Origin of the sequence: Georgenia satyanarayanai (assembly GCF_900116375.1) — a bacterium.
GTDB classification, from domain to species: Bacteria; Actinomycetota; Actinomycetes; order Actinomycetales; family Actinomycetaceae; genus Oceanitalea; species Oceanitalea nanhaiensis.
On the sequence record NZ_UETB01000020.1, the window covers coordinates 22,324 to 41,444 of the forward strand.

17 protein-coding genes, 2 tRNA genes and 2 pseudogenes are annotated in these 19,121 nt (G+C 73.6%); 11 read left to right on the top strand and 10 right to left on the bottom strand.

What is annotated here, in order from left to right:
- Window positions 1–2: 2 nt before the first annotated feature.
- Window positions 3–1,025, top strand: coding sequence for a LacI family DNA-binding transcriptional regulator (locus DSZ44_RS17020; protein ID WP_110853826.1), 1,023 nt, complete (start codon window positions 3–5; stop codon window positions 1,023–1,025).
- 154 nt (window positions 1,026–1,179) lie between these two features.
- Here DSZ44_RS17020 and leuD read toward each other — a convergent pair whose 3' ends face one another.
- Window positions 1,180–1,854: a 3-isopropylmalate dehydratase small subunit gene (gene leuD, locus DSZ44_RS17025; protein ID WP_110853827.1), complete on the bottom strand. Its 675-nt coding sequence runs from the start codon at window positions 1,852–1,854 to the stop codon at window positions 1,180–1,182.
- 13 nt (window positions 1,855–1,867) lie between these two features.
- A complete protein-coding gene (leuC, locus tag DSZ44_RS17030) occupies window positions 1,868–3,295 on the bottom strand; it encodes a 3-isopropylmalate dehydratase large subunit (RefSeq protein ID WP_110853828.1) in 1,428 nt (475 codons plus the stop codon).
- Between the two features lie 110 nt (window positions 3,296–3,405).
- Here leuC and DSZ44_RS17035 point away from each other — a divergent pair, with 110 nt between their 5' ends.
- The 4 genes and pseudogenes from DSZ44_RS17035 to DSZ44_RS19110 form a co-directional block, all read left to right on the top strand.
- Window positions 3,406–4,137, top strand: a complete 732-nt coding sequence (locus tag DSZ44_RS17035; protein ID WP_110853829.1) for an IclR family transcriptional regulator — start codon at window positions 3,406–3,408, stop codon at window positions 4,135–4,137.
- 274 nt (window positions 4,138–4,411) lie between these two features.
- Window positions 4,412–4,648: pseudogene (locus DSZ44_RS18905) on the top strand (EamA/RhaT family transporter); the annotation flags it as partial.
- A 112-nt stretch (window positions 4,649–4,760) separates the two neighbouring features.
- On the top strand, window positions 4,761–5,210 hold the full coding sequence (locus tag DSZ44_RS18910) for a DMT family transporter (protein WP_258369678.1): 450 nt from the start codon (window positions 4,761–4,763) through the stop codon (window positions 5,208–5,210).
- A 581-nt stretch (window positions 5,211–5,791) separates the two neighbouring features.
- Window positions 5,792–6,466 (top strand): annotated as a pseudogene (locus DSZ44_RS19110) (alpha/beta hydrolase); the annotation flags it as partial.
- On the opposite strand, the gene DSZ44_RS17045 reads toward DSZ44_RS19110, so the two are convergent.
- Window positions 6,455–6,832 (bottom strand): DUF4180 domain-containing protein, encoded by a 378-nt coding sequence (locus tag DSZ44_RS17045; RefSeq protein WP_110853831.1) that lies wholly within the window; start codon window positions 6,830–6,832, stop codon window positions 6,455–6,457. The pseudogene DSZ44_RS19110 and the gene DSZ44_RS17045 overlap by 12 nt on opposite strands.
- Window positions 6,833–6,915: 83 nt before the next feature.
- Here DSZ44_RS17045 and DSZ44_RS17050 point away from each other — a divergent pair, with 83 nt between their 5' ends.
- Window positions 6,916–7,308 (top strand): DUF3151 domain-containing protein, encoded by a 393-nt coding sequence (locus tag DSZ44_RS17050; protein WP_110853832.1) that lies wholly within the window; start codon window positions 6,916–6,918, stop codon window positions 7,306–7,308.
- 202 nt (window positions 7,309–7,510) lie between these two features.
- Window positions 7,511–9,817: a multicopper oxidase family protein gene (locus DSZ44_RS17055; protein WP_258369676.1), complete on the top strand. Its 2,307-nt coding sequence runs from the start codon at window positions 7,511–7,513 to the stop codon at window positions 9,815–9,817.
- A 264-nt stretch (window positions 9,818–10,081) separates the two neighbouring features.
- On the opposite strand, the gene DSZ44_RS17060 is transcribed toward DSZ44_RS17055, so the two are convergent.
- The 5 genes from DSZ44_RS17060 to DSZ44_RS17080 form a co-directional block, all read right to left on the bottom strand.
- Window positions 10,082–10,154 (bottom strand) — tRNA-Glu (locus DSZ44_RS17060).
- 55 nt (window positions 10,155–10,209) lie between these two features.
- A tRNA-Gln gene (locus tag DSZ44_RS17065) sits at window positions 10,210–10,281 on the bottom strand.
- A 95-nt stretch (window positions 10,282–10,376) separates the two neighbouring features.
- Window positions 10,377–10,565, bottom strand: a complete 189-nt coding sequence (locus tag DSZ44_RS17070) for a VOC family protein (protein ID WP_110853833.1) — start codon at window positions 10,563–10,565, stop codon at window positions 10,377–10,379.
- A 193-nt stretch (window positions 10,566–10,758) separates the two neighbouring features.
- On the bottom strand, window positions 10,759–11,409 hold the full coding sequence (locus DSZ44_RS17075) for a response regulator (RefSeq protein ID WP_110853834.1): 651 nt from the start codon (window positions 11,407–11,409) through the stop codon (window positions 10,759–10,761).
- Window positions 11,406–12,602, bottom strand: a complete 1,197-nt coding sequence (locus tag DSZ44_RS17080; protein ID WP_146237601.1) for a sensor histidine kinase — start codon at window positions 12,600–12,602, stop codon at window positions 11,406–11,408. Before DSZ44_RS17080 ends, DSZ44_RS17075 begins: the two co-directional genes overlap by 4 nt.
- Window positions 12,603–12,755: 153 nt before the next feature.
- On the opposite strand from DSZ44_RS17080, the gene DSZ44_RS17085 reads away from it, so the two are divergent.
- Window positions 12,756–13,472 carry an ABC transporter ATP-binding protein gene (locus tag DSZ44_RS17085; RefSeq protein WP_110853836.1) on the top strand — a complete coding sequence of 239 codons (717 nt, stop codon included), beginning with the start codon at window positions 12,756–12,758 and terminating at the stop codon, window positions 13,470–13,472.
- Window positions 13,469–14,302 carry an ABC transporter permease gene (locus tag DSZ44_RS17090; RefSeq protein ID WP_110853837.1) on the top strand — a complete coding sequence of 278 codons (834 nt, stop codon included), beginning with the start codon at window positions 13,469–13,471 and terminating at the stop codon, window positions 14,300–14,302. Before DSZ44_RS17085 ends, DSZ44_RS17090 begins: the two co-directional genes overlap by 4 nt.
- A 4-nt stretch (window positions 14,303–14,306) precedes the next feature.
- Here the strand turns inward: DSZ44_RS17090 and DSZ44_RS17095 are convergent, their stop codons facing one another.
- A complete protein-coding gene (locus DSZ44_RS17095) occupies window positions 14,307–15,188 on the bottom strand; it encodes a DUF2268 domain-containing putative Zn-dependent protease (protein WP_110853838.1) in 882 nt (293 codons plus the stop codon).
- Between the two features lie 92 nt (window positions 15,189–15,280).
- Here DSZ44_RS17095 and DSZ44_RS17100 point away from each other — a divergent pair, with 92 nt between their 5' ends.
- Both DSZ44_RS17100 and DSZ44_RS17105 read left to right on the top strand, forming a co-directional pair.
- Window positions 15,281–15,493, top strand: a complete 213-nt coding sequence (locus DSZ44_RS17100; RefSeq protein WP_110853839.1) for a helix-hairpin-helix domain-containing protein — start codon at window positions 15,281–15,283, stop codon at window positions 15,491–15,493.
- Window positions 15,494–15,635: 142 nt separating this feature from the next.
- Entirely contained in the window at window positions 15,636–17,132 is a 1,497-nt protein-coding gene (locus DSZ44_RS17105; RefSeq protein WP_110853840.1) for an AAA family ATPase, read from the top strand.
- A gap of 35 nt (window positions 17,133–17,167) precedes the next feature.
- Here the strand turns inward: DSZ44_RS17105 and DSZ44_RS17110 are convergent, their stop codons facing one another.
- Window positions 17,168–18,685 carry an HNH endonuclease signature motif containing protein gene (locus DSZ44_RS17110; protein WP_110853841.1) on the bottom strand — a complete coding sequence of 506 codons (1,518 nt, stop codon included), beginning with the start codon at window positions 18,683–18,685 and terminating at the stop codon, window positions 17,168–17,170.
- Window positions 18,686–19,121 lie beyond the last annotated feature (436 nt).

The following is a 19,121-nucleotide window of genomic DNA, read 5'->3' on the forward strand; positions in this document are numbered from 1 at the left end:
GGGTGACGAGGAGGCCACGTATCCGCGACGTCGCCGAGCTCGCGGGGGTGGCGCCGTCGACGGTCTCCGTCGTCCTCAACGACACGGCCGGTGCGCGGGTTGCGGGCAGCACCCGTGACCGGGTGCGGGCGGCGGCCGCCGAGCTCGGCTACGTGCCCAACTCCCTCGCCCGGGGGCTGCGCACGCGGCGCTCGGGGACCCTCGCCTTCATCAGCGACGTCATCGCGACCACCCCGTACGCCGGCCAGCTCATCCAGGGCGCGCAGGACGCCGCCTGGGAGGCCGGCTACCTCCTCATGCTCGTCAACACCGGCGGGGACAAGACCCTCGAGGAGCACGCCGTGCGCGCGCTGCGCCAGCAGCAGGTCGACGGCGCGCTCTACGCGACGATGTACCACCGCTCGGTGACCCTCCCGCCGGTGCTCGACGGGCTGCCCACGGTGCTCCTCGACTCGCGCCCCGCGGAGGGGACGACGACCTTCGTCGTGCCCGACGAGCAGCAGGGTGCCGAGTCCGCCGTCGAGGAGCTCGTCCGGCACGGGCACCGGCGCATCGGCTTCATCCGCGACCTGCACGACGGCCCGGCGGTCGACCGCCGGCTGCGCGGCTACCAGGAGGTCCTCGCCGCGCACGGGCTCGAGGGGGACCCCGGCCTGGTGGTGCGCGAACGCTCGGACTCCGCGGGCGGTGACCGCGCCGCGGGGGTGCTGCTGGACTCGGAGCGGCCGCCGTCGGCGATCTTCGCCTTCAACGACCAGATGGCGATCGGGGTCTACCGGGCCGCCGCGGCTCGGGGGGTGCGGATCCCGCAGGACCTGTCCGTCATCGGCTTCGACGACCTCTACGTCGTCTCCAGCGAGCTCACGCCGGGCCTGACGACGATGGCGCTGCCGCACCGGGAGATGGGCCGGCTCGCCGCGCGTGCCCTCATCGCCGAGCGCGACGGCGCCGACCCTGCCGGCGAGCTCCTCGTCCCCTGCCCGGTCGTCCGCCGCGGCTCCGTCGCCCCGCCGCCGCCCGCCTAGCCCCCTCCCCCTCCCACACACGCCGAGAGCTGAGTTGTTACTCCCCCACACACGCCGAGAGCTGAGTTGTCACTCCCCCACACACGCCGAGAGCTGAGTTGTTGCGCGTAACAACTCAGCTCTCGGCGATATGGGCGGCTGGGAGCGCCCCGTGTCAGCGGAGGGGGGCCTGCTCGTGGGCGGGGACGCCGTCGTCGACGGGGCGGGCGGCCACGATCTCGACGGGCGGCAGGTGCTTGGCCGGCAGGGTCTGGGGCCGCCAGGCGGCGCGGGACTCCTCGTAGGCGGTGATGTCCTCCTCGTGCTGGAGGGTGAGGCCGATGTCGTCCAGGCCCTCCATGAGGCGCCAGCGGGTGTAGTCGTCGATCTCGAACTGGGCGACGACCGAGCCGCAGCTGACGGTGCGCGACACGAGGTCGACGGTCACCTCGGTGCCCGGCGCGGTCTCGAGGACCTTCCAGATCTGCTCGATGTCCTCCTGCGCGACGATGCCGGCGACGAGGCCCTGCTTGCCGGAGTTGCCGCGGAAGATGTCGGCGAACCGGGAGGCGAGGACGGCCTTGAAGCCGTAGTCCTTGAGCGCCCACACGGCGTGCTCGCGGGAGGAGCCGGTGCCGAAGTCGGGACCCGCGACGAGCACCGAGCCGCTGCGGTAGGCGTCCTGGTTGAGGACGAAGTCGGGGTCACCGCGCCAGGCGGCGAACAGGGCGTCCTCGAAGCCGGTCCGGGTCACCCGCTTGAGGTAGACCGCCGGGATGATCTGGTCGGTGTCGACGTTGCTGCGGCGCAGCGGGACGCCGACGCCGGTGTGCTGGGTGATCTTCTCCATGGCGCTTCTCTTCTCAGGCGTTGACGAGCTCGCGGGCGGGCTCGAGGTCGGCGGGCGAGGACAGGGTCCCCCGGACGGCGGTCGCGGCGGCGACGAGCGGCGAGACGAGGTGGGTGCGCCCGCCCTTGCCCTGGCGGCCCTCGAAGTTGCGGTTCGAGGTCGAGGCGGCCCGCTCCCCCGGCTTGAGCTGGTCGGGGTTCATGCCCAGGCACATCGAGCAGCCGGCGTTGCGCCACTCGGCCCCGAAGTCCAGGAAGACCTGGTCCAGGCCCTCGGCCTCGGCCTGGAGGCGGACGCGGGCCGAACCGGGAACGACGAGGACGCGGACGTCGTCGTGCTTCTTGCGCCCCTTGATGACGTCGACGACGGCGCGCAGGTCCTCGATGCGCCCGTTCGTGCACGAGCCGATGAAGACGGTGTCGACGGGGATGTCGCGCAGCGGGGTGCCCGGCTCCAGGCCCATGTACTCCAGCGCCCGCTCGGCGGCGACGCGGTCACCCTCGTCGCCGATCTCGGCGGGGTCGGGCACGGTGGCCGACAGCGGCAGGCCCTGGCCGGGGTTGGTGCCCCAGGTGACGAAGGGCTCGAGGTCGGAGGCGTCGAGGTTGACCTCGACGTCGAAGATGGCGTCGTCGTCGCTGCGCAGGGTCCTCCAGTACTCGACGGCGGCGTCCCAGTCGGCACCCTCGGGGGCGTGCGGGCGGCCCTTGAGGTACTCGAAGGTCGTCTCGTCCGGGGCGATCATGCCGGCGCGGGCGCCGGCCTCGATCGACATGTTGCAGATGGTCATCCGCGCCTCCATCGACAGGGAGCGGATGGCCTCGCCGCGGTACTCCAGGACGTAGCCCTGGCCGCCGCCGGTGCCGATCTTGGCGATGATCGCGAGGATGATGTCCTTGGCCGTGCTGCCCTCGGGGAGCTGGCCGTCGACGTTGATCGCCATCGTCCTGAAGGGCTGCAGCGGAAGGGTCTGGGTGGCCAGGACGTGCTCGACCTCGCTCGTGCCGATGCCGAAGGCGAGCGCGCCGAAGGCGCCGTGGGTGCTCGTGTGGGAGTCGCCGCACACGACGGTGAGGCCGGGCATGGTCAGCCCGAGCTGGGGACCGACGACGTGGACGATGCCCTGGTCGGCGTCACCCAGGGAGTGGATGCGCACGCCGAACTCCTCAGCGTTGCGGCGCAGCGTGTCGATCTGCGTGCGGCTCGTCGTGTCCGCGATCGGCAGGTCGATGTTGAGGGTGGGGGTGTTGTGGTCCTCGGTGGCGATCGTGAGGTCCGGGCGGCGCACCGGGCGTCCCGCGAGCCGCAGTCCCTCGAAGGCCTGCGGGCTCGTCACCTCGTGCACGAGGTGCAGGTCGATGTAGAGGAGGTCGGGGGCGCCGTCGCTTCCTTCGCGCACGATGTGCGCGTTCCAGACCTTCTCCGCCAGGGTGCCGCTCATGTTCTCCACCTCTCGGGCGCGGCGGTAGCCGCGGCCCTTCTCAGTCCATTCCCGGACCCTGGTCGGCCCGGGGGCTTGCATCTCAGTGGCTGAGATGCCAATATCGCCACATGGACAACTCTAGCGGAGTCGGCGTCCTTGACAAGGCCGCCACGGTTCTCGGCGCCCTCGAGGCAGGGCCGGCGACCCTCGCGCAGCTCGTCGCTGCCACCCACCTCGCCCGGCCCACCGCCCACCGGTTGGCCGTCGCACTGGAGCACCACCGGTTCGTCGCACGCGACATGCAGGGCCGTTTCATCCTCGGTCCCCGCCTGAGCGAGCTCGCGTCCGCAGCCGGCGAGGACCGCCTGCTGGCGGCCGCCGGACCGGTGCTCACTGCGGTGCGCGACCACACCGGGGAGTCGGTGCAGCTCTACCGCCGCCAGGGCGACCAACGCATCTGCGTGGCCGCCGCCGAACGGCAGATGGGCCTGCGCGACTCGATCCCGGTCGGGGCGACCCTGACGATGTCCGCCGGCTCGGCGGCCCAGATCCTCCTCGCCTGGGAGGAGCCGGACCGCCTCCACCGCGGCCTGCAGGGCGCCACCTTCACCGCGACGATCCTCTCCGGGGTGCGCCGCCGCGGGTGGGCGCAGTCGGTCGGCGAGCGCGAGCCGGGCGTCGCCTCGGTCTCCGCGCCGGTGCGCGGGCCCTCGGGCCGCGTGCTCGCCGCCGTGTCGGTCTCCGGGCCGATGGAGCGCATGGGCCGCCAGCCGGGCCGCCTCCACGCCGGCGCCGTCGTCTCGGCCGCCAACCGCCTCACCGAGGTGCTGCGTCGCACCGAGGACACCCAGGAGGGCTGAGGCCCGCCCCGACGGCGTCCACCGCCGTCGGCGGGCCCTCCTGCCGGGAAACAGTGCGACACCCGGCGGTCGACGTCCGAAAATGGGGACGTGCTCGACCACACGGGGAGACCTGACCGCATGACCCTCGACGCTCCCGCACCGCCTGCGCGCACGGGCTCACGGCTGGCCATTGCTGCCGTCGCGGTCACCGTGCTCATGTGGGGCTCGTCCTTCGTCGTCATCAGGGCGGCGGGCCCCGAGCTCGCGCCGGGCCCCGATGGCCCTGCTGCGCATGGCCGTGGCCACCGTGGCGCTCACCCCTGTCGCCCTGCGCGCCGGCGTGCTGCGTGGCCTCCCCCGCGGGCGCGTCCTCCTCCTCGTGCTCGTCTACGGCGCCTTGTGGTTCGCCGGGTACCAGCTCGCGGTCAACGCCGCCGAGCAGCACATCGCCGCCGGGACGGCCGCCCTCTTCGTCAACGTCGCACCGCTGCTCATCGCCCTCGGGGCGGGCACCCTGCTGGGAGAGGGGCTGCCCCGGCGCCTGGTCCTCGGCAGTGCCGTCGGCCTGGTCGGAGTGACGATCATGTCCCTCGGCGTCCCCCGCGGCGGGCTCATCGGTCCCGGCACGGCCCGCGGCATCGGTGCTCGCGCTGCTCGCCGCGGTGCTCTACGCCGCGTCGGTGCTCCTCCAGAAGGTCATCCTGCGGCAGCTGGACGGCGTCGCCGCGACCTGGCTGGGCTTCGTCGTCGGGTCCGTCGTCCTCCTGCCCTTCGCCCCCGCCCTGACGGACCAGCTGGGGACGGCCTCGACCGAGGCGATCCTCGGCGTCGTCTACCTGGGGGTGTTCTCCACGGCGCTCGCCTTCTCGACGTGGGCGTACGCGCTGGCACGCATCCCCGCCGGGCGGCTGGGCTCGGTGTCCTACCTCGTCACCGTCGTGTCGGTGATCCTCTCGTGGGTGCTGCTCGGCGAGGTCCCCACCGTGCTGACGCTCGCCGGTGGCGTCATCGCCGTGGCCGGCGTCGCCCTCGGCCGGAGGACCGCACCCCCGCGACCGGCTCGTGCCGACGGCAGCACGCCCCCCGGCTGACGGGCGTACTCGGCGCGCGAGCCCCCGCGTCCCCCGCGGCTGAGCTCCCCGGAAAAGGGGGCGACAGCTCCCCCGCCACTCCCCATACCGTGCTGGGCATGCGGTACGGACTGCTCGCAGGCCTCCTCGTGCACGGGGCGCTGGTCGCGCTCACGCTCGTCTCCCCCCGACGGCCGGCGTGGCTGGCGGGCCTGTCCTTCCGCGTCGCGGCGGCGTACAACGAGGCGCCCTTCCTCATCCTGCTCGTGGTCCTCGTCGGCACGGTGCCCGGGCTCGTCGACGGCTGGGACGAGCCGGCCGGCCAGACGCTCACGCTCGTCCTCACGCTGCTCCTCGTGGCCGGGCTGCTCGTCATCGCGTGGCGCGGCTCGCAGGCGCGCCCGGTCGTCGCCGCCGCGCTCGACGAGGGACTCGGGCCGGACTGGGACGAGGGGCTGGACCGTCGCCTGCGGGAACAGCTCGACCGCCGGCCGCCGCTGGGGCGGATGGTCCTGCCGGTCGTCCTCCGTCCGCGCGACGTCGAGGGTCTGCGGAACATCCCCTACGGCGACGCCGGCCGCGCCCACCTCCTCGACCTCTACCGCCACCGCTCACGCCCCGACGGCGCCCCCGTGCTCGTCCACGTCCACGCCGGCGGGTACGCCGGCGGGCGCAAGAGCCAGCAGTCCCGCGCGCTCCTCTTCCGGCTCGCGCAGCGCGGATGGGTGACGATCTCCGCGAACTACCGGCTGCGTCCGCACGCGAGCTTCGTCGACCACCTCGCCGACCTCAAGCGGGTCATCGCCTGGGTGCGTGAGCACGGCAGCGAGTACGGTGCCGACCCGGGCACCCTCGTCCTCGCGGGCGGGTCGGCCGGCGCGCACATGTCCTCGATCGCCGCGCTGACGCCGAACGAGCCGCGCTACCAGCCCGGCTTCCCCGAGGCCGACACCTCGGTGTCCGCCGTCGTCGGCCTCTACGGCTGGTACGGCGGGTACTACGAGGTCGGCGGGCCGACGTCGGAGGCCGGGCCGCGCGGGCACGACGCGTCCGGCGCGCCGCCCTTCTTCGTCGCGCACGGCGCGAAGGACTCCCTCGCGCACGCCGAGACGGCGCGGCGCTTCGTCGCCCACCTGCGCGCCGCTTCCACCGAGCCGGTCGTCTACGCGGAGCTGCCGGCGGGCCAGCACTCCTTCGACCTCTTCCGCTCCCCGCGGTTCACCGCGGTCGTCGACGGCGTGGAGGCCTTCGTCGGGGCGGTGCGCTCACGCGGGTGAGCCGGCGCCGCCGGAGAGGCGGGCGGTGAGCGCCTCCGCGTCCGCGAGGAACCACACGTGCCGGCCGCGGTTGGACTCCCGGACGAAGTCGCGCAGCGCCCCGCTCCCCTCGAGGTGCTTGTCGATGTCCCCGAGGACCGCCAGCCGCAGGTGGTAGCTGACGAGCTTCTGGGTCACCGCCCCGGCCAGCCCGGTGCGCAGGTCGAAGAACTCCGGGGCGAGCCGCTCGACGGGAACGGCGAGGACCTCCGCCCCGGTCCCCCACGTGTCCCCGACGAGGTCCAGGGCGTCCTGCTCGGAGGCGATGGGGCTCCCCTGCGCGGGCAGGTGCAGGACGACGGTGCTCCCGACGGTCTGGACGCTCATGCGCGGCAGGCTACGGCCGCGGGGCACACCGGGGCGAGAACTTTCCACCCCGCTCCCGGTTTGCCACCTGCGACACTGGAGCGATGCAGAAGAACCTCCTGGGGCCCGAGCCCACGTACCTGCCCGACGACCACCCCGACATGGCCGCTCGCGTCGCCGTCGAGCGCGGTGACGACCCCCGCGAGGTCGCCGCGCGCCTGCCCGCGGCGAGCTTCGCCTGGGCGGTGCTCGCCCGCGAGGCGATGAGCGAGGAGGACCCGGTGGCGGCCTACGCCTACGCCCGCACGGGCTACCACCGCGGCCTGGACGCGCTGCGCCGGGCGGGCTGGCGCGGCCAGGGCCCGATCCCCGCGGACCACGTCCCCAACCAGGGTTTCCTCGGCGCCCTCGAGGCGCTGGGCGACGCCGCTGCCGCCATCGGCGAGGACGACGAGGCCGAGCGCTGCCGGACCTTCCTCGCGGAGGCCACTGCCTGACCGCCGCCCTTCTCGAGCCGGACCGCACCCAGGTGCGGTCCGGCTTCTCACATCGATATGCCCGTTTTTGAGCAACAGGTTCACAAAACGGCCTGGGTGAGCCATGATCGTGTGCGAGCACACGCGCGGAACGGACCGCACGGCGTGCCAGCGGTCCCTCCGCCGCGCCCCTGTCCTCCACAGGTGAAAGGCCCTCGCACCCATGCGTTCCTCCCTCCGTCCCGCCCTGACGCTGGGCGCCGCCGTCGCGCTCGCCACTCCCCTCCTCTGCGTCGGACCGGCCCAGGCACTCGCGCCAGCGGCGAGCGCCGCGCAGGCGACGACGGCGGCGCCCGCAGCGGCGGCACCCGCAGCCGTCCCCCCGGGCAACACCTTCCACCTGGCCGACAACGACCTGCGCCGCACCTCCCACGTCCTCACCTACGGGCGGCCCGGTGACGAGATCCTCGTGGGCGACTGGGACGGGGACGGCACCGACACCCTGGCCGTGCGGCGCGGCACCACCGTCCACGTCTCCAACTCCCTCACCGGTGGGGACGCGGACGCCGTCGTCACCTACGGCCGCCCTGGCGACGAGATCCTCGTGGGCGACTGGGACGGGGACGGGACGGACACCCTCGCGGTGCGCCGCGGCGGGGAGTACTTCCTCAAGGACTCCATCAGCTCGGGCCCGGCGGACCGGGTGCTGCGCTTCGGGCGCGCGACCGACACCGTCGTCGTCGGCGACTGGGACGGCGACGGCGTCGACGCCCTCGCCGTCCGTCGCGGGGCGCACTACCTCATCAACACGACGATGCGCTCGGGCCCGGCCGACACCGTCGTCTGCTACGGACGCGACGCCGACGACGTGTACGTGGGCGACTGGGACGGCTCGGGCGAGGACGCGCTCGCCGTGCGTCGCGGGGCGCGCTACCACCTGGCTCACCAGCTCCGCAACGGTCCCGCCGACCGGAGCGTGGCCTTCGGACGGCCGGGGGACGTCACCCTCGTGGGCGACTGGGACGGCGACGGCACCGACTCGCTGGCCGTGCGCCGCAGCTCCGGCACGCCGAGCGACCCGGTCGTCGTGCCGGGCGACCCGGACGGCCCCACCGACCCTGTCGACCCGGGGCAGCCCGAGCCCGACTTCGACCAGCCGCTGTCCATCCCGCCGCTGGCCGACTCCGTCGTCGACGAGGACGGCACGCGCGTCTTCCAGCTCACCGCGCAGGCCGGGACCACGTCCTTCCGGGACGGTGTCGAGACGGAGACGTGGGGCTTCAACGGCGACTTCCTCGGCCCCACCCTGCGGGCGCGGCGCGGCGAGCAGGTGGCCGTGGAGGTCACCAACACGCTCGGGGAGTCCACGAGCGTCCACTGGCACGGCATGCACCTGCCGCCGGAGATGGACGGCGGGCCGCACCAGGAGGTCGAGGCCGGCGGCACGTGGCGGCCCACGTGGCTCATCGACCAGCCCGCCGCCACGCTCTGGTACCACCCCCACCCGCACGGCCGGACGGAGAAGCACGTCTACCTCGGGATGTCGGGGATGTTCATCCTCGACGACGACGAGGCCGACACCGTCGGGCTGCCCGACGAGTACGGCGTGGACGACATCCCCGTCATCGTCCAGGACAAGTCCTTCACCGAGGACGGCCAGCTCACCATGGAGTCGCCGGTGCCCAGCGGCGTCATGGGCGAGGCCCTCATGGTCAACGGGACGATCGGCGCGGTCCAGGAGGTGACGACCGAGCGGGTGCGGCTGCGGCTGCTCAACGGATCGACGCTGCGCAGCTACAACTTCGGTTTCGACGACGACCGCTCCTTCCAGCTCGTCGCCTCCGACGGCGGGCTGCTGCCGGCGCCGCACGAGACGAACCGCGTCCAGCTCACGCCGGGCGAGCGGGCCGAGATCGTCGTCGAGATGGAGCCCGGCTCGGAGACGATGCTGCGCTCCTACCCGCAGCAGCTGGGCGAGATCGCCGACCCCGACGGCTACGGCGCCCTGGACACCCTCGACGTCCTGCGCCTGGAGGCGGCCGACGAGCTCGCGCCGTCCGCCGTCGTCGCCGGTGAGCTGTCCGACCACGAGCGCCTCGACGAGGCCGACGCCGCCACGACGCGCACCTTCGTCATGAAGGGGCTGGCGCTCAACGGTCAGCGGATGGACATGAACCGCATCGACGAGGTCGTCACCGTCGACACGACCGAGGTGTGGGTGGTGCGCAACGAGGACCCGATGCCGCACAACTTCCACATCCACGACGTGCAGTTCGAGGTGCTCTCCGTGGACGGGGCGCCTCCGCCGCCGGAGCTCTCGGGGCGCAAGGACACGATCTACACCGAGCCGGGCCGCGAGTACCGCCTCATCATGCGTTTCGAGCACTACGCCAACCCCGAGATGCCGTACATGTACCACTGCCACCTGCTGCGCCACGAGGACTTCGGGCTGATGGGCCAGTTCGTCGTCGTCGAGCCGGGGACGGAGCCGCCGACGACGCTGCCCGGCCCGGGCCACGACCACCACTGAGCCGGCGCTCGGCGCTCCCGGAAGGGTCCGGCCCAGCAGGGCCGGACCCTTCCGCGTCCGGGCACCGCCTGTCGTGTGACCGACGCGACACCCGGCGCAGGACGGGACGGGCGCGGGGCGATTACCTCACGCCGCTGGGACGCCGAGCGGCGATGCAGCCACCGGGAGAACCCGGGCAGTGGCTCTCGCCACACTTCTCGGGAAGCACTCGTCGCGTGACATGCGAAAGGCCCCCATCCACTCGGGATGGGGGCCTTTCTCGTGTAGCCCCGACCGGATTCGAACCGGCGCCGCCGCCTTGAGAGGGCGGTGTCCTAGGCCGCTAGACGACGGGGCCTCTAGCATTTTCAACCTGGCTGAGTTTACCGGATCTCTCCGCCTCACTCAAACCGCTGGGGTACCAGGACTCGAACCTAGACTAACTGGACCAGAACCAGTCGTGCTGCCAATTACACCATACCCCATGGGGGTATTCCGCCCGCTGCTGCGAACGTCCTACCGGGCGGTAACACTACCCTGCTCCGCGGGCGAGGATCAAAGCCGGGACCGGTGGGGGTGGTCACACCGTCGCGCCCGTACCGCGGTAGGTCCCGACCGTCCAGAGGTTGCCGTCCCGGTCCCGGACGCCGAAGGTGTGCGAGCCGTAGTCGGTGTCGCGCAGCGCCTCGGTCACCCCGAGGTCCGCGCCGTCCCTGGCCCGCGCCCACGCGGCGTCGACGGTCGCGGCATCGGCGGCGACGACGGACACGCCCGTGGGGTCCGAGCGCTCCCCGGTCCCCCTGCTTCCCGCGGCTGCCGAACATGACGCCCCCGCCGTCGGGCCACCGCGCCTCGGCGTGGACGACGGTCCCGTCGTCGTCGCGGTAGAGATGGGAGGCGTGTGCGGCACGAGGGCGGACACGTCCTCCATCGTCCTCCCGCGCGGGGCACGGGCCAAGGGCTCACACCGTCTCGAGCAGCCCGAGGTCGAGGGCGCGGAGCACCGCCCGGGTCCGGTCGCGCACCCCGAGCTTGACGAAGACGGCGGAGAGGTAGTTCTTCACGGTCCCCGGCGCGAGATGGAGCGCGCCGGAGATCTCGGCGTTGGAGTACCCGGCGGCGACGAGGCGCAGGACGTCGAGCTCGCGCGGCGTGAGCGGCTCGGGACGGTCCAGGCCGGTGACGGCGGGACGGTCGCGCTGGGCGGCGCGGAACAGCCGGTCGCTCAGTCCCGGCTGGAGCAGGGTGCCGCCGCCGGCCAGGAGCGTGATCGCGGCGACGAGCTGCTCGAGGGTGACGTCCTTGAGGAGGTAGCCCCGGGCACCCGCGCGCAGCGCACGCAGGACGAGGTCGTCGTCGTCGAAGGTCGTGAGGACGAGGACGGGCAGGGTCAGGCCGCGGGTCCCCAGCTCCTCGAGGACGGCGATGCCGTCGCGCCTGGGCATCCGCAGGTCGAGGAGCAGCACGTCGATACCGCCGGCCGCGACGAGCGCGAGCGCGTCGTCACCGTCGGCGCCCTCCCCGCAGACGGTGACGGAGTCGCTCAGCGTGAGGAGCCCGATGATGCCCTGCCGCACGAGCGTCTGGTCGTCGACCACCGCCACCCGGATCACGTCACCACCTGCTCGCGCGCGACCACCGCGCCACGACCGTGCGCGGGAGCCGGCAGGTGGACGGTCACGGAGAAGCCCGCGCCGGGCGCGGAGTCGACGACGACGAGCCCGCCCACGGACCGCACCCTCTCGACCATCCCCTGCAGCCCGTGCCCGGGGACCACGGCGGGGACCCCGCGGCCGTCGTCGTGCGCACGCAGGGTGACGGCGCCGTCGTCGTCCTGCGAGACGGTGACGTCGAGGCGGCGGGCGGCCGCGTGCCGCAGCGTGTTGGTCGCCACCTCCTGCGCCGCGCGGACGAGGACGAGCGCCACCTCCTGGCCCGGCGGCTCGGGGACGTCGACGGCGAGGTGGACCTGGACGCCCGGGAGGCGCCCGAGGAGCTCGCGCAGCGTCTGCTCGAGGCGCTGCGGCTCGTCGCGCAGCGCGCCCACGGTCGCACGGACCTCCCCCAGCAGGTCCTTGGCGACCTCGCGGGCCCGCGTCACGTGGCGGGCACCGTCACCCGTGGCGCGGTGGCCCGCGATCTCGAGCTCGAGGGCGAGGGCCGTGAGCTGGTGACCGACGCCGTCGTGCAGGTCCCGGGCGATGCGCAGACGCTCCGCGTCCCGGCTCGCCGCGGAGAGGAGGGCCGTCGCCGCACGCAGCTCGGCGTGGGCGCTGCGGAGCTGCTCGTGCGCGGCCCGCAGCTCGGCGTGCGCCCGGTCGGTCTCGGCACGGGCCGCACCCTCACGCTCCGCGCTCCCGACGACGACGACGGCGAAGGCCTGGAACGAGGCGAAGGCGCCCGCCGCTCCGAGGACGCCCGCGCCGTCGGCCCCGATGAGGAGCATGCCCGCCGCCACGGCCGCCGACTGGACGGCGACGACCGCGACGACGGCCCGCGCCGGCGCGAGGGACGTCCAGGACGCGGCGGTGACGACGAAGAGCGTGGCCATCCAGTTGAGCTCGGGGGCGAGGAACCACACGGCGAGGCCCGCGACGAGGAGGAGGACGGCCGCTGCCCGGTCCGGGAGCAGCGGACGTGGGACGAGGACCTCGGCGTGGAGGACGAAGACGACGACGTACCCGGCGAAGGCCAGGCACCACGCGGCCGCCAGCGCCGGCTCCGGCTGCCAGCCGCCAGTCGCGGCCGAGACGAGCGCGGCGCCGCCGGCCACGAGCGCCGCCGCGAGCCCGGTCACAGCACTCATCCGCGCATCCGTGGCGTAGGTCACAGCACCGATCGTAGGCCCGCGTGGTGCGGTCCGGGGGTGCCGGAAGTCACTGCTCGAGGTCATGCCTTCCGGCACCACCGCCGGCCCCCTCACCCCTCCTAGCGTCAGTGGTGCCACTAGGAGGCCACGATGACCGTTCTCATGACAGACGTGCACAAGCACTACGGCACCACGCGGGCGGTGGACGGCGTGGACCTCGCCGTCCACCGTGGGGAGGTCGTCGCGCTGCTCGGGCCCAACGGGGCCGGCAAGACGACGATCTTCGAGCTGCTGCTCGGCCTGGTCCGCCCCACGGCGGGCACCGTCTCGGTGCTCGGTCACGCGCCCGGCACCGTCCGGGCGCGCGTCGGCGCGATGCTCCAGTCCGCCGGGCTGCCCGAGCAGGTGACCGTCGGCGAGCTCGTCGGTCTCATGGCCCGCGCCTACCCCGACCCGCGACCCGTCGGTGAGGTCCTCGAGCGCACGGCGCTCACCGACCGGGCCGGCCGCACCGTCACCACCCTCTCCGGCGGCGAGCGCCAGCGGCTGCTGCTCGCCATGGCCCTCGTCGGGGCGCCGGAGCTGCTCCTCCTCGACGAGCCGACGGCGGCGATGGACGTCGCCTCCCGCCGGGCGTTCTGGCGGCTCGCCCGCGCGAGCGTCGCCGACGGGGCGACCATCCTCTTCGCCACCCACGACCTTCCCGAGGCCGAGGCGGTCGCCGACCGCGTCGTCGTCGTCGCGGCCGGGCGGGTCCTCGTCGACGCGCCACCGCGTGAGCTCCTCAGCGGCGACGCCCACCTCGAGGACGTGTTCCTCGCCCTCACCGAGGAGTCCACCACCACCCCGGAAGGAGCCTGGCGATGACCGCCACCGCTCTCCACCTCCCCACCGGCCCCTCGGCCGGCCGCACCGCGCGGCTGCTCGGGTACCACTCGCTCGTCCAGCTGCGCTCGTCCCTGCGCAGCGCGGAGTTCGCGGTCGGGGCGGTCGCCGTCCCGGTCATCCTCTACGCGATGTTCGGTCTACCCGATGCCGGCAGCCTGCTCCCGGGCGGGACGCGGGTCGGGCTGGCGATGCTCGTGTCCTTCGGCTGCTACGGCGTGGTCTCGCTCGCCATCTTCACCTTCGGCGAGGACGTGGCCAAGGAGCGCGGCCGCGGCTGGCCGCGCACGCTCGCCGCGACGCCCTTCCCCACGTGGGTGCACCTCGCGGGCAAGGCGGCCAGCGCCGTCGTGCACGCGCTGGCCATCGTCGTGGCGATGTCGGTCGCGGCCGCCACCCTTGGTGGCGTACGGCTGGAAGCGACGGAGTGGCTCGCCCTCGGCGCGGCCCTCGTCAGCGGGGTGCTGCTGTTCAGCACCCTCGGCTTCGCCATCGCCTACCTCGCGCGGCCGCGGGCGGCGACCGTCATCGCCAACCTCGTCTTCCTGCCGCTGAGCTTCGCCTCGGGCTTCTTCTTCCCGCTCAGCGAGCTGCCCGACGTCGTCGGACGGGTGGCGCAGTGGCTGCCGACCTACCACTTCGGCCAGCTCGCCTACCGCACCGTGATGCCGGCGGAGGACGTCGAGTTCTGGACCGGTCGCGCGCTGCAGCCGGTGTGGGTCCACCTCGTCGCGGTGGTGGGCACCGCGGCGCTGCTCGGTGTGGTCACCGTGTGGGCGGCCCGCCGCGAGGCGGTGACGCGGCGGGGCTGAGCGCTCAGACGCCCGCCGCCCGTGCGGTGGCGATGACGTCCTCCCGGTCGGCGAGGAGCGCGTCGGCGGGGGTCTGACCCGTGGCGGCGAGGTACGCGTCGACGAGCCGGTTCCCCGCCGCGTAGCCAGCGCCGGTGGGCAGCCCCACCGGCGCTCCGCCGAAACGGGTGGCGTGCGCGTCGCCCAGCACCCAGGCGGTGAAGTGCTCCATCCCGGTGACGTCGAGGCCGGTGAGGACCTTGGCGACGGCGGCGTCGTCGTCCAGGACCGCGCGGCCGACGAGCGCGTAGCCGAGGTCACCGTAGAGCTGACGGGTGAAGGCGTCGGCCAGGCCCTCGGAGACGACGTGCTCGCCGACCGTCACGGTGGCCGGGTCCCACACCCGGTTGGCGTAGCGCAGGTTGTGATGGAGCTCGTGGACGGCGATCGCCTCGATCTGCGTGAGGACCTCGTCGGTGGGCCAGACGTTGACCCACAGGTAGCCGGTGACGCTGCCGTTGGCGCTCATGCCCCGGCCGGCGTCCATGAAGAGCTTGTCGTCGGGGTTGCCGAGGACGAGGAGGACGACGATCTCGTCCGGCACCGTGATGCCGGGCGTGGCCGCGAGCTGCACGGCGAGCGCGTCGTCCAGGGCGCTGCCGATGCGGGTCCACACGTCCGCGCCCGCCATGCGGTCCAGGGCCGGGAGGTAGCGGTGGTCCTCCCGGTCGAGGCGGAAGCCGTTGCCGAGGTGGTGCATCTCCACGACGTCGACCTCCCCCGGGAAGTACCGGTACATGCCGGCGGCGCGGTCGAGCAACGGGCGCACGAGGGTGGCGCGCTCCTCGACCGGTGCGGTGAGGACCCGCCTCATGGCGGTGTGGCTGTCGAGGACGGTGAAGGTCATGGTCGGTGACGCTAGGGCCTGACGTCACGGGAGGGTCAAGCAGTGTGTCGACGGCACTTCCCCCCGCGCCCCGCGGCGGGGACGATGGTGCGGTGAGCACCCGTGACCTGCCCGACCAGGTCGGTGACCTGCCCCGGATCGGACGGCCGGCCACCGGCGCCCTGCTCGATCGGGGCGTGACCACGCTCGACCAGGTCGCTGCCATGTCGGAGCGGGAGCTGCTCATGCTCCACGGTGTGGGCCCCCGGGCGGTCCGGCTGCTGCGTGAGGCGTTGGCGGAGCAGGGCCGGGACCTCACGCCGTAGCGGCCGGCGCCGCTCGCCTCCGCACGGGCGGCGTCGCCCGGCTGGGCCGAGGTCCTCAGCACCGGGCGAACCGTGCGTGTGCGGGGCCCGCCTGCGCAAGGATGGCCGGGGACCGGGAAGACCCCCGACGGTGAGGAGCACGATGCGGAGCGCATCCTTCGGTTGGACGGCCCACGGCACGCCGCTGCACGACGCCGGCGCGGCGACGACGGGCCGCGACGGACGGCTCGAGCTCGCCGACGTGGGCAGGCTCGCGCGGCGAGCGGCTCGCGGACTGGTCGGCGTCGCCCGGGCGGAGGAGCGGGAGACGCTGTCCAGCCTGCTGCACGCCCACCTCGCCGCTCCGGTGGAGGAGCTGGACGTCGTCGAGGAGAGCCGGCCCGCCTACGAGCACGTCAACGTGCAGGCCGGTCTCGACGCGTGGCTGGCCGCCGACCACCGCAGCCACCGCCTCGTGGGGATCGTCGGCCACCAGCACCGGCAGTTCGGTCTCGCGGAGCTGCTCGAGGGCGTCGGCGGCAACCACGACCCCTTCGGCCCGCGGCCGGGGAACGTCTCGCGCGTCAACCTGCCGAGCGGGCCGGGCGGACGGGTGGCGTCCTGCGTGCGGTGCGCGGTCTACCTCGTGGACGACCACGGGAGCCCGCTGGCCGTGCTGCTGCGCGGGGCCGAGCCGGAGTCGGGCCTCACCACGGTGACGGTCGAGATCACCGGCGCCGACGCGGCGACCGTCGCCACGGCGGCGCACGAGATCCAGGACCTCGCCACGACGCACAACGTCTTCCGCGGCCAGGTGCTGTCCTTCGACCACGAGGTCTTCGGGCACGGTGGCACGCTGCTGCAGCTCCACGAGCGTCCCGCGGTGGGTCCGGAGGACGTCATCCTGCCCGAGGCGGCTGCCGAGGCCATCCGGCGGCAGGTCGTCGAGGTGGCTCGGCACAAGGATCGGCTGCTGTCCGCCGGGCAGCACCTCAAGCGCGGGCTGCTGCTGTACGGCCCGCCGGGGGTGGGCAAGACCCACACGGTGCGCCACCTCGTCAGCAGCCTCACTGACACGACCGTCATCCAGCTGACCGGCGGCGCCCTGTCGCTCATCAGCGAGGCGTGCTCGGTGGCGCGGGCGCTGCAGCCGGCGATGGTCGTCGTCGAGGACGTCGACCTCATCGCCGAGGACCGCGATCTCCACTCCGGCGCTCACCCGCTGCTCTTCCAGCTCCTCGGGGAGATGGACGGCCTGGCGGAGGACGCCGACGTCGTCTTCGTCCTCACGACCAACCGCGCGGACCTGCTCGAGCCGGCCCTCGCCGCTCGCCCGGGCCGAGTGGATCAGGCGGTGGAGCTCCCGCTCCCCGACGCCGAGGCGAGGCGGCGCCTGTTCGAGCTCTACGCCGGCACGCTGACCCTGGACCGGTCGAACCTCGACGCCGTGGTGGAGCGCACGGACGGGGTCACGGCGTCCTTCGTCAAGGAGCTGCTCAGGCGGGCTGCCCTGTTCGCGGCGGAGCGCGGCTCGGGCGGCGAGAGCCTGGCCGTCACGGCCGAGGACCTCGACGCCGCTCTCGGCGAGCTGCTCGACACCCGCAACGCGATGACGCGGGTGGTGCTGGGCGGCACCGGGCACGCGGTACGCGAGGACTGAGCGGCCGCGGGCACACCTGTCCCCTCGGCCTCCGGCTACGGGTCGGCGGTGATGAGCCAGCCGTGGCGGTCACGGAACCACCACCGGCCGTCGGACCGCGTAATGGTGATCTCGTGCGCGTGCACCCAGTCGTGGTGGTGCCAGCACAGGAGCACACCGTGCTCGACGTCGGTCCCTCCGAGGTGCTGGGCCCACCACAGCGAGTGGTGGATCTCCCCGAAGCCCGGTGGTTCGTCGCAGCCGGGGTACTGGCAGTGCTTGTCCCGTGCGATGACGGCCCGGACCTGGTTGGCGGGAAAGATCCGCTTCTCCCGGCCGACGTCGAGGATGGTGGAGACAGCCCCGAAGATCACCCGGGAGATCTGGGACTCGCAGGCGAGCCGGGCGAGCACCGCGGGCGGGATGGGGGTGCCGTCCTCGAGGGTGGGCGGCTCGAGGCCGCGGACCTGCTCGTGGTCGATGGCGGTGGAGATGACGTGCTCGTCCCCCGACTCCCACTGCTCGAGCCAGCGGCGGGTCTCCTCCGAGGCGGCGAACAGCGGGACCTCGCCCTCCCGCTCGGGCGCCGCGGCGTCCCGCGGGCCGCCGGCGGCAGTCAGCGCCGCCTGGCTCGACGGACCGAAGGTGGCACCCGGCGCGTAGGGCCGGCCGTCGGGGCCGTGCGGCGGGATGGCCGAGCCCATGGCCGCGGCGAGCGCGCGCAGCGTCTCCAGCGACGTGGTCACCGTGAGGTGGGGGCGGATCCGTGCAGCGGCGCCCTGGATGCCGGCGTCGAGCGACTGGCTGGCGAGCGAGACGAGGGCAGCGGCGCGGCGCTGCGCCGGGGTGCGCTCGTCACCCTTGCCCTTGCGGCCCGCGTGCGCCTGCAGCGCGGTGCCGACGATCTGGCCGGACACCTCGTCCAGCCAGCCACGGAGGTGGAAACCGTCGGTGGTGCGGGAGAGCGTCAGCTCCTCCTTGCTGCCGGCCTCGCGCCACGCGCTGTCCGCACCCTCGGGGTCGGCCGCGACCGCCCAGGCGCGGACGAGCTGGGTGAAGGTGCCGGCGTCCATCGCGGCCGCCTGCTCGACGAGGAACGCCTCGCCCAGGTGCTCGTCGGTGAGCTGGGTCCGCAGCTGCTGGGTACGGACGGCCTCCCGGACGAGCACGGCGGCGTGGTCCTGTCCGATGCGGCCCTCCGCGAGCGCGGCTCGGGTGAGCGGCAGGTGGTCGCGCAGCGCCCTCGACTCGCGGACCTGGCGGGAGGCGGCACCCGCGGTGGTGCCGGTGCGCTGCCGGAGCCAGGCCGAGAAGGTGCGCGAGCCCTGCAGCGCCCACAGGCCGTTGGCCTCCACGACGGTGAGCACCTGCGCACGCAGCGCGGCGAGGTGCCGCGCGGCCCGCTCGAGATCGTCGAGGACGTCGTGAGCGGCCTGGCCGGGGAGGTCGTGCCAGGTGACGGAGGTCAGCGCCGACAGGGTCTCGGTGACCCCGCCGACCGCGGCCACGGGGTCCGCCGGCCCGGCGCCCGCCTCCCGCCACGGCGGCGCCTCAGCCTGCGTCTCTGCGGCCATCGCGCTCACCTCCCGGGTGGGAACCTCTACCCTCCCGGGTGGGAACCTCTACCCCCGACGCTACAAGTGACCACTGACGTTGATGATGTAACGGCCTCAGCGGGGGTCTGACCCAGCCACTGACTGACGCCTCTTTGTGGGGGTTGTCTTCGACATGATCCGTCGGCCTTCGCCGGGGCCTGTAACGCATGCCGGCCAGGTGGACATGACCTAATAGGAGCTCGACCAAAAGTCCCATCAACGTCTTGTCTGCCCACCTGGCCGGTGTGCCTGTCCCCTGGAGGAAGGCAACACCATCATGACCAGTGAACGAGTCGATGTCATCGCCGGTGTCGACACTCACGCCGAGACCCATCACGTGGCGGTGATCGCCGCGACCGGTGCGCGACTTGGCGATGCGCAGTTCCCGACCACGGGCCAGGGGTACCGCGATCTG